This is a genomic window from Paenibacillus helianthi, from assembly GCF_001909055.1.
Classification (GTDB): domain Bacteria; phylum Bacillota; class Bacilli; order Paenibacillales; family Paenibacillaceae; genus Paenibacillus_AQ; species Paenibacillus_AQ helianthi.
Genome location: NZ_LVWI01000048.1, coordinates 129,218 through 144,034, shown reverse-complemented (window position 1 = coordinate 144,034; position 14,817 = coordinate 129,218). Strand labels below are relative to the sequence as shown.

Annotated in this window: 13 protein-coding genes; 8 read left to right on the top strand and 5 right to left on the bottom strand. The window is 53.9% G+C overall.

Features of this window, described 5'->3' with window-relative positions:
* Nucleotides 1–115 precede the first annotated feature (115 nt).
* The gene (locus A3844_RS18195) at nucleotides 116–2,119 is read left to right on the top strand and encodes a beta-galactosidase (RefSeq protein WP_074108131.1); all 2,004 of its coding nucleotides are present in this window, start codon (nucleotides 116–118) and stop codon (nucleotides 2,117–2,119) included.
* 247 nt (nucleotides 2,120–2,366) lie between these two features.
* Here the strand turns inward: A3844_RS18195 and A3844_RS18190 are convergent, their stop codons facing one another.
* Nucleotides 2,367–3,203 (bottom strand): AraC family transcriptional regulator, encoded by an 837-nt coding sequence (locus tag A3844_RS18190; protein WP_083606917.1) that lies wholly within the window; start codon nucleotides 3,201–3,203, stop codon nucleotides 2,367–2,369.
* Nucleotides 3,204–3,322: 119 nt separating this feature from the next.
* On the opposite strand from A3844_RS18190, the gene A3844_RS18185 reads away from it, so the two are divergent.
* Nucleotides 3,323–5,350: a beta-galactosidase gene (locus A3844_RS18185; RefSeq protein ID WP_074100196.1), complete on the top strand. Its 2,028-nt coding sequence runs from the start codon at nucleotides 3,323–3,325 to the stop codon at nucleotides 5,348–5,350.
* 122 nt (nucleotides 5,351–5,472) lie between these two features.
* The gene (locus tag A3844_RS18180) at nucleotides 5,473–6,030 is read left to right on the top strand and encodes an SLOG family protein (protein WP_074082846.1); all 558 of its coding nucleotides are present in this window, start codon (nucleotides 5,473–5,475) and stop codon (nucleotides 6,028–6,030) included.
* A 206-nt stretch (nucleotides 6,031–6,236) separates the two neighbouring features.
* Here the strand turns inward: A3844_RS18180 and A3844_RS18175 are convergent, their stop codons facing one another.
* The 4 genes from A3844_RS18175 to A3844_RS18160 form a co-directional block, all read right to left on the bottom strand.
* Nucleotides 6,237–7,694 (bottom strand): amidase family protein, encoded by a 1,458-nt coding sequence (locus A3844_RS18175; RefSeq protein ID WP_074108130.1) that lies wholly within the window; start codon nucleotides 7,692–7,694, stop codon nucleotides 6,237–6,239.
* A gap of 70 nt (nucleotides 7,695–7,764) precedes the next feature.
* Nucleotides 7,765–8,259 (bottom strand): hypothetical protein, encoded by a 495-nt coding sequence (locus tag A3844_RS18170; protein ID WP_074082850.1) that lies wholly within the window; start codon nucleotides 8,257–8,259, stop codon nucleotides 7,765–7,767.
* Nucleotides 8,260–8,354: 95 nt separating this feature from the next.
* The gene (locus tag A3844_RS18165; protein ID WP_074100198.1) at nucleotides 8,355–9,773 is read right to left on the bottom strand and encodes a sensor histidine kinase; all 1,419 of its coding nucleotides are present in this window, start codon (nucleotides 9,771–9,773) and stop codon (nucleotides 8,355–8,357) included.
* Nucleotides 9,761–10,441, bottom strand: a complete 681-nt coding sequence (locus A3844_RS18160) for a response regulator transcription factor (protein WP_074083313.1) — start codon at nucleotides 10,439–10,441, stop codon at nucleotides 9,761–9,763. Before A3844_RS18160 ends, A3844_RS18165 begins: the two co-directional genes overlap by 13 nt.
* Before the next feature lie 183 nt (nucleotides 10,442–10,624).
* Here A3844_RS18160 and A3844_RS18155 point away from each other — a divergent pair, with 183 nt between their 5' ends.
* The 5 genes from A3844_RS18155 (at nucleotide 10,625) to A3844_RS18135 (ending at nucleotide 14,706) form a co-directional block, all read left to right on the top strand.
* Entirely contained in the window at nucleotides 10,625–11,341 is a 717-nt protein-coding gene (locus tag A3844_RS18155) for a YceI family protein (RefSeq protein WP_074108129.1), read from the top strand.
* 76 nt (nucleotides 11,342–11,417) lie between these two features.
* Nucleotides 11,418–11,876 carry a (deoxy)nucleoside triphosphate pyrophosphohydrolase gene (locus tag A3844_RS18150; protein WP_341864897.1) on the top strand — a complete coding sequence of 153 codons (459 nt, stop codon included), beginning with the start codon at nucleotides 11,418–11,420 and terminating at the stop codon, nucleotides 11,874–11,876.
* A 46-nt stretch (nucleotides 11,877–11,922) separates the two neighbouring features.
* Nucleotides 11,923–12,252 carry a nucleoside triphosphate pyrophosphohydrolase gene (locus tag A3844_RS18145; protein ID WP_074082858.1) on the top strand — a complete coding sequence of 110 codons (330 nt, stop codon included), beginning with the start codon at nucleotides 11,923–11,925 and terminating at the stop codon, nucleotides 12,250–12,252.
* 47 nt (nucleotides 12,253–12,299) lie between these two features.
* A complete protein-coding gene (locus A3844_RS18140; RefSeq protein ID WP_074082860.1) occupies nucleotides 12,300–12,650 on the top strand; it encodes a DUF1648 domain-containing protein in 351 nt (116 codons plus the stop codon).
* 109 nt (nucleotides 12,651–12,759) lie between these two features.
* Nucleotides 12,760–14,706 carry a BglG family transcription antiterminator gene (locus A3844_RS18135; protein ID WP_074108128.1) on the top strand — a complete coding sequence of 649 codons (1,947 nt, stop codon included), beginning with the start codon at nucleotides 12,760–12,762 and terminating at the stop codon, nucleotides 14,704–14,706.
* Nucleotides 14,707–14,817: the final 111 nt, after the last annotated feature.

Genomic DNA, 14,817 nt, shown 5'->3' with positions numbered 1-14,817 from the left:
AAATAAGCAGTTGGATAAAGTGGATTTGCGAAAGGCGCTCCGTCTATCTCATCATTGATGTGAGGCGGGGCGTCTTTATTTGATTTAAAATAAAAGGATGAAAGGGAGTGGAGGAATGGCCGGGGAAGGCTATACAAACGTTCAAGTTGGTGTTGATTATTATCCGGAGCACTGGGATGAATCCATGTGGGAGCCGGATGTGAAGCTAATGAAGGAGAGCGGCGTCAGAGTGGTGCGGGTGGCAGAGTTTGCCTGGAGCCGTCTGGAGCCGAGCGAAGGGGATTTCGAGTTCGGCTGGCTGGATAGGGCGATAGACCTGTTTCATAAATATGGCCTCCAGGTTGTGATCGGAACGCCTACAGCAACACCGCCGCGCTGGGTAACGCGGACTTACCCGGATGTGCTGCCGGTCTTTGCGGACGGGCGGATTTATCACGAAGGCGTGCGCGGGCACCGCTGCTACAACAGTGTCTCCCTGCGCAAATTCGGAAGCCGCATTATTGAACGCCTGGCTGGACACTACAGCAGTCATCCGGCCGTGATCGGCTGGCAGACCGATAATGAATTCAGCATGCTGGACTGCTGCTGCGACCGCTGCAATAAGGACTTCCGGGACTGGGTGCGGGCAAAATACGGCACGCTCCAGCATCTGAACCAGGAATGGGGAACCGTGGTCTGGAGCGGGGAATACAGCGACTGGTTTGAGGTTACAGTGCCTTACGGCGGCTCACCGCACCAGAATCCTTCACTTCTGCTGGACTATCAGCGGTTCCAGTGGGAATCATGCATTGCCTTCCAGCGTTCCCAGGTAGAAATTCTGCGCCGGGTCTGCCCGGAGCATTTCATTACGCATAATTTCCACAGCTATCCGCAACGGCTCAACATGCATGGGTTGGCTGAGGATCTCGACGTGGCAGCCTTCGATTATTATCCGAACCCGTCACCGCAGAAGCAGGCGACTGCGCCTTATAGCGGCGCGCTTTCCCTGGATCTGACCCGGGGCATCAAACGCCGGAATTTCTGGATCATGGAGCAGCTTAGCGGCCCTCCGGGGTGCTGGTTCCCGATGTGGCGGACGCCGTACCCGGGACTCATCCGGGCTTATGCCTGGCAGGCAATTGCGCGCGGAGCCGATACGGTTGTGCATTTCCGCTGGCGCAGTGCGGCTGCCGGAGCGGAGCAATTCTGGCATGGGCTGATCGACCACAGCAATGTGCCCGGGCGGAGGTTCGCCGAATTCGCACAGCTGTGCGGGGAGGTGAACGGTTTGGCGTCGCTGCTGGAGGGGACTGAGGTCGTCAGCAGGGCCGCCATCCTGTATTCGCATGAGCAGCAGGCGGCGTTGCGCATCCAGCCTCAGGCCGAAGGAATGGATTATTATGAGAACATCAAGCTGTACCACCGTGCGCTGACCAGGCTTGGCATCAGCTGTGATGTTATCGACTGGCGTCAGCCGCTTGAGGGGTACAGGCTGGTGATTGCCCCCAGTCTGTACCTGCACGACGAAGAAGCCTCGCAGTCACTGGAGGCCTGTGCCGAAGCCGGGGGAACGGTGATTCTCACGAACCGCAGCGGCGTGAAGAATATGAACAACATCTGCGTGATGCAGCCGCTGCCGGGATTCTTCTCGCGTGCGGCGGGCGTTTCGGTGGAGGAATACGACCCGGTCGGAAGTGAAAATCATTTGCTTGTCGATCGTGAGAGTATGCTGTATGAATGCAGTCAGTGGTGCGACATTCTGCGGCCGGAGGGGGCCGAGCCCATCGCTTGGTATGGAGACGATTTCTTCGCCGGAGCTCCTGCGGTTACTGTGAACCGCTTCGGATCGGGCAGGGTGTATTATATCGGGACTCATGCCGGTGAGGACTACTGGCTGAAGCTTCTCCATGATATCGCCCTGGATGCAGAGCTGGTCCTGTTTCCGGGATTGCCGGACGGTGTGCAGGCATTTACGCGTACCGGAGAGGCAGGAGACCTGCTGTTCCTGCTGAATCTCACCCGTACGGCACAGACCGTGGGACTGGACAAGCATTACCGCAGCGCTCTTACCGGTACCAGGCTGAGTGGACCGGTTGAGCTTGGGCCGTACGCCGTAGAGATTCTGATGACAGAAAGCTGATCTAATTCGGGCACCCGGACGCAGGCCGCGGGATGGCGCCTTTTGTCCATCATGCGGGAGACCCAAGGGAGCAGCAGCGCTTTCGGCTTACTCTTCAGACTAGCAGTCTGACCGCGGTCAGCGGCATAAAATCAGGAAATCCAAACATTCCCCGTAGTTCCGACCATAACCCCACATGATAATCTAAAAGTTTAACTGATGTTTGTGTGCAAGGCTATTGCCGGGGGGCTGGATCACGAACAGACATTTAGTACAGCCGCCGGAATTGATCCGGCGTCGTTCCGGACTGCTTGCGGAAGGTGGCCACGAAGTGGCTGACGTCGCGGAAGCCGACCCGCTTCGAGATGGCTTTTACCGTGAGATCCGGCTGGCTGACCAGCAGTTCCTTGCTCTTGCGGATACGCAGGCGGACGAAGTAGGCATAGGGGGAGAGACCGAAGGTTTGCAGGAACAGGCTGTTGAGATAGCGGCCCGACACCCCCGACTGCAAGGCCAGATCGTGGAGACCAATATCGGGCTCGCCATAATGGCTGTCCATCCATTTCAGCAAAGGCTGCACCTTGTCCACATTGCGGGATATGGCGGTATTGTTATGCAGTTGCCCGTATTTGCTTAGCGTAAGAAGGAAGCGGTAGGCATCAGAGGAGGCACCCAGGCTGAACATATCCTCTGCGGCATCATAACGGTCGAGCATTTCCTTCAGCATCAGGGGGAGCGGAGCCTCACTCTCCCAGCGGTAAAAGGAGTTGGCGTTCATCCCCAGCGAATCGAGAATATTCCGGGCGGAGCTTCCCCCGAAGGTCAGATAATAGGTGCACCAAGGTTCAGCGGAGAGCGCTTGATAACGGTGCGGGGTACCCGGCAGCAGCAGCACGCCGCTGCCTTCGGCGAGCGTAAGCTTTTTATTCTCGAAATGAATCAGTCCTTCGCCCTGCGAAGTCTGAAGCCAATGATAGGCGTGATAGCCTTCCGGCCGGGATACCTTCTCCTGGTCCGGGTTATAACCCATACTGTCCAGAGTAATAGGCAGATGATAGCCTCCCTCCTGGCCAAACACAATTCTGCGGGGTGCTGCCACAAGCACAATGATCCACTCCTGTAGGTTCCATATTATTATATGACACAGCGGTAATTTTATATTTAAAGGGAAACGGCAAACGTTTACAATAAGGATATACTTATACTATAAAGGATGTGCAATAAGTGATCAACGATAAATTGGCGAAGATTTGGTACGGCGGAGATTACAATCCCGAACAGTGGGACGCGCCTGTATGGGCAGAGGATGAACGGATGTTCAAGCTGGCGGGCATTGATGTCGCCACGATCAATGTATTTTCCTGGGCGCTCATTCAGCCGTCGGAGGATACCTATGATTTTTCCGGACTTGATGAATTGATGGACCGTTTATATAAGAATGGAACCTATGTCTGTCTGGCGACGAGCACCGGTGCGCATCCGGCCTGGATGGCTCACCGCTATCCTGAAGTGACCCGGGTGGATGTTCAGGGCAGAAAACGCAAATTCGGCGGACGCCACAACTCCAATCCGAATAGTCCGGTCTACCGTAAATTCGCGGCCAAACTTGCGGGCAAGCTGGCTGAACGCTACAAGGATCATCCGGGGCTGGTGGCCTGGCATATCTCCAATGAATATGGCGGCTACGATTACTCTGAGCAATCCGAAGCCGCTTTCAGAGTCTGGCTGAAGAACCGTTATGGCTCGCTGGATGCTCTCAATAAAGCCTGGAATACCCGTTTCTGGGGACATACCTTCTATGACTGGGAAGAAATTGTTGTGCCAAGTGAGCTGAGTGAGGAATGGAATGGCAACCGGACCAACTTCCAGGGGATATCGCTCGATTACCGCAGATTTATGTCCTACAGTCTGCTGGAATGCTACAAGCTGGAATATGACGCGATCAAGGAGCACAGCACCAATGTTCCGGTCACCACGAACCTGATGGGCTTCTATCCGGAGCTGGATTATTTCGAGTGGGCCAAGCACATGGATGTCATCTCTTGGGACAACTACCCGTCGCTCGATACGCCGGTGAGCCATACGGCTATGACACATGATCTGATGCGCGGCCTGAAGCATGGTCAGCCGTTCATGCTGATGGAGCAGACACCAAGTCAGCAGAACTGGCAGCCGTATAACTCGTTGAAGCGTCCGGGCGTGATGCGTCTGTGGAGTTATCAGGCAGTAGCACGCGGTGCAGATACTGTGCTGTTCTTCCAGCTCCGCCGTTCCATTGGGGCCTGCGAGAAGTATCATGGTGCAGTCATTGAGCATGTGGGACATGAGCATACCCGGGTATTCCGTGAATGTGCTGAGCTCGGCAAAGAGCTGGAGCTGCTGGGCGACCAGCTTCTGGATGCGCGCAGCGCAGCACAGATAGGCATTATCTACGACTGGGAGAACCGCTGGGCGCTGGATCTGTCGAGCGGACCATCCGTAGCCCTGGATTATGTGAACGAAGTGCATAAATATTATGATGCCCTGTATCAGCAGAATATCGAAGCCGATATGATCGGTGTTGAAGAGGATCTCTCCAAGTACAAAATTGTCATTGCACCGGTACTGTACATGATTAAGCCGGGGTTTGCTGAAAAGGTAGAAGCCTTCGTGAAGGCAGGCGGCACATTCGTTACGACTTATTTCAGCGGAATCGTAAATGAGAATGATCTGGTTACCGTAGGCGGCTACCCTGGAGAACTTCGCAGCGTACTCGGCATCTGGGCTGAGGAGATCGATGCGCTGCTGCCGGGAATGAGCAATGAAATCGTGATGAGCAAAGAGTGGGGAGCGCTGAACCGCACCTATCCATGCGATTTACTGTGCGATCTGATTCACGCTGAAGGCGCAGAAGTGCTCGCGGAGTATGGCACTGACTTTTACAAAGGCATGCCGGCCCTGACCGTGAACCGCTTTGGCGAAGGCAAGGCCTATTATGTGGCAACCAGTCCGGATGCGGCTTTCCTGCAAGGGTTCTTGTCGAACCTCTGTACTGAACAAGAGATCCGGCCGCTGGTCAGTGCACCGGAAGGCATCGAATCCGTACAACGCGTTAAGGACGGTGTGTCCTATCTGTTCCTGCTGAACCATAAGGAAGGCGAACTCAGCGCCGATATCGGTTCCGTACAGCGCACCGATCTGCTGACAGGCAAGACCTTCAGCGGCACGGCCGTTGTTCCGGGGCGTGGCGTGCTGATTTTGTCAGACAAGTAATCTAAAAGGACGATTTCCCGGGCTTCAGGCCTGGAGAATCGTCCTTTTTTCTACGCCCAAAATGGTATAATGCAGAAATAGAGCGAGATATGAAGATTAACGGTTCAGGAGAGAAGCAGCATATGACAACCTTACTGGTAACAGGCTACCGCGCGCATGAGCTAGGGATTTTTGACAGCAAACATCAGGGGATTCCGTATATCAAAAAAGCGCTGAAAAACAGATTAATCCCTCTGATCGAGGAAGGGGTGGAATGGATCATTACCCCCGGACAATACGGGGTGGATCTGTGGGCCTGTGAAGTGGTGCTGGAGCTGAAGCAGCAGTATCCCGGACTGAAGCTGGGCATTATTACAGCACATGCCGCTCCGGAAGAAAAGTGGAAAGAGGAGAAGCAGGAAGAATACCGCCGGATTATTGCCGGGGCTGATTATTACGGGGCCGTCAGCAATGCTCCATACGACGGAAGCTGGCAGTTCCGGGCCAGAGATGACCTGCTGCTGCGCAAAAGCGACGGGATTCTGCTGTTCTATGATGAAGACGCGGCCGAGGGAAGTCCCAAATTCTTGAAAGAGCGGGTCCAGAAGCTGCAGGAGGAGGGGAACTATAGCCTCTATCTGATGCATGCCGAGGAAATCCAGAATATTGCGGATGAGGAAAGCCAGCGCGGCTATGAATAAGGAGGACAGACAAATGAGTTCTGTTAATGGCGGAGCGGATCGCAGAGCGCGATCCGTACATTCTCACGGGAATCCGCAGCTATGAGCTGCGCACCTGGGGGCTATCACATGCAGGCAACCGGCATATGGGCATCGCGGAGGAATAGCACAAGCGGCTCTTCTCACAGAAACGATACCGTCCTTCAGAAGGACGGTATCGTTTCTGTTTATATGAAGCTTTGCAGGGAAGGTGCTTTGCGGACCTTGTAATTCTGCTCGTAGGCATATGCCAGCCGGATCAGTACCGGCTCCTGGTAAGCCTGCGCCGAGAAGGTGACCCCAAAGGGAGCACCGGCAGAAGTGTAGCCGGAAGGCACAACGATGGAAGGATAACCTGCCCTGGAGGTGATTCTTGCACCGAAATCCGCCGGGAACAGAAGTGCGTCAAGCTGATGCTCCTTCATCGTGGCGTCAATGCCAAGCTCCTTGCAGAGCCGGAGATCCGTTGCCCGGTCGCGCAGATATTGCGGCTCAGTGAACATGCCGGAGGAGGTGTACTCAGCATCCAGCAGGGTGGCTTGACCGTATTTCAAGGTCTCCATAGGATGTGCATGATTGAAGTCGATAATATCCTTCAGCGTGCGCATTCTGGCTCCCGGGCCGAGAGCGGCCAGATACGCATTCAGCGAGGTTTTGAATTCGTTCAGCACGACGGAGGAATAACTGATCTCGCGAGCGGTCCGGATCTCTGCCGGATCAATGATGGTGGCGCCAAGCTCGCGCATCCGGTCCACCGAGGCGTTGAACAATGCCAGCTGCTCATCGGTCAACTCCTCAAAATAATAATCCCGCGGAATTCCAATCCGTGCGCCCTGCAGCCCATTCGGGTCGAGGAAGACGGTATAATCCTCATGCAGACGGCCTGCACTTGTCCCCATGGCGGCATCTCTGTCATCCTTACCCAGCATTGCGTTCAGCAGCAGTACCGCATCGCGGACCGTGCGTGCCATGGGTCCGGCAGTATCCTGTGTATTCGAGAGCGGCAGGATGCCGGAACGGCTGATCATCCCCACCGTCGGTTTGATACCGATGATGGAGCCGAGATTGCCGGGATTCAGAATGGAGCCGGAGGTTTCCGTACCCACGGACACTGTGCAGAAATTACAGGCCACTGCTACCGCAGAGCCGGCGCTGGAGCCGCCCGTCGGCGTGGATATATTGTAGGGATTCAGCACTTGTCCGCCGCGTGAGCTGTACCCGGACGGCATGCCGTTCGTCATGAAATTGGCGAACTCAGTCATATTGGCTTTGCCTATAATGACGGCCCCAGCTTCGCGCAGCTTGGTGACAATATAAGCATCTTCCCCGGCAAAAGAATCCGCCAAAGCCAGCGAGCCTGCACTGGTGTGCATTTTATCGCCGGTGTTGATATTGTCCTTCACTAAGACAGGTATACCATGCAGCGGCCCCCGGGGGCCTTGCAGCGAGCGTTCCACATCCAGAGATTCGGCAATGAACAGGGCATCAGGATTGATCTCCAGAATGGAGTTGACCGTCAGCCCGCTTTTGTCATGCTCGGCGATACGTTTAAAATACATGAGGACTAATTGTCTGGACGTCATTTCTCCGGTTTCAAGCGCAGCCTGAATCTCCGGAATGGTAGCCTCTACGATTTCAAAACTCATGCGGTTCACGCTTCTTTCCCTGTGGAATATGGCCTTTTTAACTATAGGGTCTTCAGGCTCTTCCCGAATCCTAGACCTGCACTTGGGTAAATCCTTCTTCCGCCAGATATTCCTCAGCTTCTTCAAGCGTCTCGAAAGCCATCTCCAGCTGAAGTCCGGCGTAGAGATACCACAGGTCATCCTCCGGCTTCAGGGTAAGCGTATGTCCTTCATCATTCGTCCACAGTGTCTGTGCTCCGTCAGCCTGCTTTTTCTTTCTCTTGCCAGGTGCCGGTGCCTCCGGGATATACATAGACAGTGAGGTGATGGACGCCTCCAGCAGGCTGCGCAGTTCGGGCTCCCCGTAGTCACGGATGTTCACCATGCCTTTGTCATCGGTCTCATAGCCGCGCAGCAGTCCTGCATACACAAACCCGTTGCCATTCGGATGCAGATGGAAGGCTACCGTTTTTTTCTCATGGCGGCTTTCCTCATAGTGGTAGTTCACCCGGCCCAGCGATACATTTCTCCGCTCCAGCTGGGGGTAGGAATCAAGAATAGCCAATTTCTGTTCAAAAGTAAGCATATGCAGCCTCCGGTTTACGGTTTCAATTTCAGTCGCCCTGATTATACCATGCCGTTCCCTTCAAGGACTATAATCCGGATCGTACTCTCAAGGGTCTACCGGCATAGAGGCAGGGTGATTACAAAAGCGCAGCCCTGCTCCGGCCGGTCGCCGAGCCGCAGGCTTCCGCCCATGGCTTTGGCAAGCAGCCGGCTGAAGGTAAGGCCGAGTCCAAGGCCCCGGAGTGTGCTTTGTTTGTCACTGCTGCGGAAGAAGGGTTCGAAGATCCGCTCGCTGTTCTCTTCAGAAATGCCCGGCCCATTATCGGTGACGGTAATCACGGCATATCCCTCCGGATTCGCCTCAAGGCGGAGGGTCAGCTGAAGGGTATGCCCCGTCGCCTTGGCCTGTACGCTATTGTTGAGCAGATTGACGAGAATCTGCTGGATGCGCAGCGGATCACCCCGGAGGAATAGGGGCTGCTCCGGCAGCTGCAGCACCGGTTCACATACCTCCTCGCTCTGGGTCAGCTTCCACTGATAGACGACCTCCTCCAGCAGCGGAACGGCATCCAGCCTGTCATGACGGATGGCGACAATACCTGCAGCCAGGGCGTTGTAATCCAGCAGATCCGCGACCATCCGCTGCAGCCGTCCGGCCTCCAGCAGAGCGATGTCGAGGAATTCACTGGCTTCTTCGCCTTCCACAATGCCCTCACGCACCGCATGCACCAGCCCCTTGATGGAGGTGACAGGGGTTTTAAGTTCATGGGAGACCCCGGCCAGCATCACCGCCCGGGACTGCTCGAACTGCTGAAGCTTGCCCGCCATCTCCTGGAAGGAGAGCAGCAGCTCGTGAATTTCCCGCTCCTTGGCCTCCGTCTTCAAGATGATGTTGTATTCACCGCCGCTGATCTGCGAAGCAGCGGCGGCAACCCGCTGAATCGGCTTGGCCAGCTTAATGGATAAGAGATAAATAGTCAGCCAGCTTAAGAGGATCAGGAAGAAGATGAGAATCGAGAAGAAGGTGATCTCCTCCCGCGGAATGAACCGCAGGGATCGTTTGGACTGCAGGACCACGACCTGCCCGAGCGTTTCGCCGTTCCCTTGAATCCGGGCACCGGCCGACTTGAACTCCGGGCTGCGCGCCGCGCTCAGGCTGTCGTTGAGCTCGTAGCGCATCTCCTGGTCAGTCATCGCCGGCTGGGAGAACAGCAGTTCACCTTCCGGTCCCATAATAATGACGCACATTTCCTGCGTCAGTTTGAAGAACCGCTTGCGGTCCTCGATCAGCTGATTCAGAGCCGGGGAAATATTCAGATTGCCGTCCGCATTGACGCTGCGGTCGGCAATCTCCTGCGCGAGCAGACCGGTGGTTTGCATCCGGTTGTTCATTGCCTCCTGCTGAATCCACCAAAAGGTCACCAGCGCGGTGAGCAGGAGACCCGTGCCGATAATCAGCAGGTAGCGGACCGTCCAGTAGGAGAGGATGGAGGTGTGGGTGCTGCGCTGCTTCTTCAACTTCAGGTGGTCCATAATTGATACCCCGTTCCTCTAAGCGTGCGGATTTCGCCTTCTCCGGCAGGCCAGTGCGACAGGGCCTGGCGCAGCCTTTTGATCGACAGGTCCACAGCCCTGTCACTTCCCTCATAATCCATCTCCCACACATGCTCCAGCAGCTGATCCCGCGTACAGATCTGATTCGGGCGCTCGGCAAGGAAGAGCAGTACCGACATATCACGCGGGCTCAAGGAAACCTCGGCTCCGTTCAGGAACACTGAGCGTGCGCCGAAATCAATAAACAGGCCGCCATAATGGCGTTTGCGGCTGCCGTCGGACCACTGGGAGGGGCGCCGCAGCACCGCATTTACACGAGCCACCACTTCTTCAGGAATGAAGGGCTTGGACATGTAATCGTCGGCCCCTCCGTCCAGTCCGGCCAGCCGGTCGTGAATAGAGTCTCTGGCTGTCAGCATAATCACAGGACAGCTGCTTTTCTCACGGATCAGACCCAGCAGCTCAAAGCCATCCATATTCGGCAAATGGATATCGAGTAGAATCAGGGAAGGCGGAGCCACCTCGAAGGCCTCCAGCGCAGTGCGTCCGTCGGCGGCGCGGGTGATCTGGAAGCCCGCTTTTTTGAGATAAGCGCTGAGCACGCGGGCAATGGCCTCCTCATCTTCAACAATCAGAATCGATTTCATCATCTATAGACAGTCTCCTTACAGCAACTTAGATTCTTAAGTTCACTCTATATAGTTAAAATTACGACAATTTTACCACAATACAGATGGGGGTGCTTTGACTTATTCCCGACATATTGCTCTGCTAGAATGGGAAACAAGCCATACTGGAAAATACAGAACCATTTGGATGGAGGAAACAGGATGAAGAAAAAAACAATCGCCATCATCGCTGCTGGAGTCGTTATTGTAGGAGCCATCACCGCATTTACCTTTTTGAATAACAGCTTGGGCAATAATGTTGAAATCGAGTCCGTGATTCCGACACAGGCGCAAGGTGCAGCAAATGGTACGAACACAGCGAATGCGGCAGCATCGCCCGCAGGAGCAGCCGTTACAGCAGAGCAATTAAATGGTGCCTGGAACATCGTCGACACTTCGAAAGTATACTGGTCGGTAACGACCTCCAAGGAAACTGTCAATTTCGTGGACCCGTCAGTTAAGGGAACCTGGAACGTGAATCTGGGCGATGAGGGGGCGATGACCGGAGAAGGCACCGTGGAGATGAGTGCACTGGATTCCAGCAACGGCCAGAGAGATGAGCATGTAAAGGGAGCAGACTTCCTTTCTGCAACAGAATTTCCGCAGTCCACCTTTGTCGTAAAGTCTTTCTCGAAGCTGCCGGCGGAATGGACGGAAGGCACGGCGGTACCCGTCCAGCTGCAGGGCACGATGACCGTAAAAGGCATTACAAAGGATGTCACCTTCGACAGTCAGGCCGTATATAGCGGCGGACAGCTTATGCTCTCGGGTACAACCACCGTAACCTTTGAAGATTTCGGCATGGCCAACCCACACTCGATTGTGTTAGACACCGAAAATAATCTCGAGGTCCGCCTGGAGCTTGTACTCTCGAAATAACAGGAACACTTCAATAAAATAAGCTTAAGACTCTTCCCGGCAGCCGCTTCTTTGGGGTTCCCCGGGAGGAGTTTTTTTGTTTTTACTGGATATCCCAGCTGCACCGGGGTATATTTTTACCTATAGCCTGAAGGAGGGAAGCTCCATGATTGAAGTGGCGGCAGCGATTATACATAATGCAGAAGGGCAAATCCTGATCGCACGGCGGCGGGAGGGCAAATCACAGGCCGGATTATGGGAATTCCCGGGCGGTAAGCTGGAGGACGGCGAAGAGGTGCCGGACTGTCTGCGCAGGGAGCTGATGGAGGAGATGAGCATCGTAATTCATCCCTACGCGGCTTTTGGGGTGAATGAGCATGATTATGGCGGATTCAAGATCAGGTTGATTGCCTGGAAGGCCGAATTGCTGGAAGGCCAAATCAGACTGAGTGACCATGATGCTTTCCGGTGGGTGGCGGCGAATGAGCTGGACGCGTTTGCTTTTGCTCCGGCGGATCTTCCTTTTGTGCACAGGCTGCTTGATCCATTACAGTAAACCGGATAACAGACGATAGAATTTATATAGGAAGGGGCTGTTTCATCTGCCTGAGTACCATAAGCTTGTGCGTGACGGCATACCGGAGCTGATTGCTGCCGGGGGGCATGTGTGCATCACAAGAACACTGGAGCATGAAGAGTACATAGACCAGCTGCGTGCGAAATTGCGTGAGGAAGCGGAGGAGTATTTCCGTGAAGACAACGACAGGCTGGCACTTGAAGAACTGGCGGATCTGCTTGAGGTCATTCGGGCGCTGGCAGCCATACACGGGGGGAGCCCTGAGGTTCTGGAGCAGGTCCGTGCAGAGAAGGCGGAACGCCGGGGCGGATTCCAGGAGCGTATTTTTCTGTTACGAGTAGAGGATGGCAGCTAGCTGCGCACCGGATGGTTCTCGTTCAAGCCATAGGAGGTTGACAATTCATGTTCAAAAGCAGACTGACCATGCTCTTATGCAGTGCTGCCGCCATTGTACCGATTGTGCTGTATTTCTATCTCTACCCGCGGATGCCCGATTTTGTACCGATTCATTACAACGGGGCCACGGCTGACCGGTTTGTGAATAAATGGAGTGTGGATGTGGCTCTGCTCTGTCTGCTCAGCTGGTTCGGCTTCGGTTTTATGCGGCTGCTTCAATTCTTATTGCGGAAAATATTCCTGAACAGCTATATCCATAATGTGGCGTTCATTCACCGGATCTGGAATGCGGCCACATTACTTGTCACGGCCGGGTTCGCCGCGATTAGCGTCTGTGCCCTGCTCGCTATGATCTAGCGGTATGCTCTTCCCCCAAAATTTTATTAACAATCCGATATTGTAGCTATAATAAGGATTAAAGAACTTAACCCTTTCGGCTAAACTAAATTGATTATGGGAGAGCAGAATGAACAAGAGGCAGACAGAGATTATTCGGAATTTGTTAACTGAGCCAGGCCGCTTATGGCTGGTTCAGGATTTGGCGGATCAGGCCGGCTGCTCGGACAAAACCATCCGAAGTGATCTGAAGGTCATTCAAAAATATATGAACAAGCATTCCACAGCACAACTTGTGAAAAAACCGGGGCTTGGGATTTATCTGGAGCTGGGTGAAGGTGACCAGTCTGCTCTGCTTCAGCTGCTGTATTCAGAGGAGTATGATACCGAGCAAGATTCGGATGAAGAAAGAGTGCTGCATATCGCTTACCGGCTTCTGATGAACGCCAGTCCAGTGACCACACAAGATCTTGCTGCTCAGTATTACGTGAACAAAACGTTAATCCGCAGAGATCTGGAGAAGATTGAGCACTGGCTGCATCACCTTGATCTAGCGTTAATTATCCGACCCCGCATAGGGCTTATGATTAAAGGCACCGAAAAAAATAAACGTCTGGCCCTTGCCAGGCTGAACCAGCTGATTGACAGCCCTGAACTTACGGGACAATGGATGCGCAAGCAGTTTGAATCGCATGAAATTGCGGCTGTAAATCATGAATTGAAAATCTTTCAGGAACAGCACCGGCTCTTTTTTACGGATGAAACCTTCGAAGGGCTGATGCTGCATATTCTGCTGATGGTCAAACGGACAAAGCTAAACCAGCCCATTTCGCTCTTGGAACAGGATATTGCCTTTCTGCAGGAAAAAGAAGAATACACTTGGGCTGCAGCGTTTTTGCAGCAACTGCATAAGCTGTTTTCAGTCTCATTCTCACGCGAGGAAACAGCTTACCTGACCCTGCATTTGCTTGGCGGAAAGTTTCGCTATGGGCAGGAGGAGACAGAGGGGAGACGGACTCTGCTAGCGGACAGCCACCCGCTTCTGCCGGAATTGATCAGGCAACTGGTCAAGCGGATGTCGGAACTGAATATGATAGAATTCTCCAGTGATCAGGTGCTCCTGAATGGACTTAAGGTTCATTTGTTCACTACCCTTAACCGTCTGCAGTATGGCCTGAAGGTATCCAATCCCATGCTGGCTGATATCAAAAAGATGTATCCCTACATGTTTGACCGCGTTATAGAGGCAATGGAAGCAGCAGGCAAAGCAATAAGGCAAACGTTTCCAGAAGAGGAGGCCGCCTATGTCACTCTGCATTTTCAAGCTTCTGTTGAACGGCTGCATCAGAGTGAGAGGCAACCGCAAAAGGCTATTATTGTGTGTCACATGGGCATTGGAATGTCTCAATTGCTCCGTACAAAAGTGGAACGCAAATTCCCGTCTGTGCATGTAGGAGCAACTTTATCCAAAGCAGAGGTCAGAGGTTATCTCGCCCTGCATGACGTGGATTTGGTTATATCAACTGTGGCTCTTCCTGAGGACATCAAGCATGTAATCGTCTCTCCGCTTCTGGAAAGCAGGGATGAGCGCTTGCTGGAACAGTCCATTCGGCGGTTGGATGAGCCGGACCATGCGGTGGAGGAATCTGTCTTTTTAAAGTATACCACCCCGTTTCTGGTCTATCCCCAGCAGGAGGCGCAGCATCCGGAACAGTTAATTGCCAAACTGGCAGGAATTCTTGAACAGAAGGGCTATGCGGAAAAGGGCTATGCGGAAAGTGTGCTGGCCAGGGAAAAGCTATCTAATACCACCATTGGTGGAGGGGTGGCTATCCCACACGGGAGCTCAGAGTATATCAGCGAGTCTTCTATTGTTATTGCTACGCTGAAGCACCCGCTGTCATGGGGGGCTGAAACCGTGCATCTGGTATTCCTGCTGGCGGTTAAGCATGATGAGCGGGAAGAAATGCGGCTGCTGTTCAGAGAATTGTCCCGAATCAGCGAACAGCCTGCACTGGTCAGCGCGTTGGCCAAAGAAACGGATGCGATGGTCCTGCTCCGAAAGCTGGGTAGATAAATTGCAAATTGAATAATACTTAGGTACAGGGGTGTCTCAAAAAGCCAGGAAGTGGCTGCTTGGGACATCCCACTTTTTTGGAGCGGGCTGGACCTGGGCACTTGCGTGGGA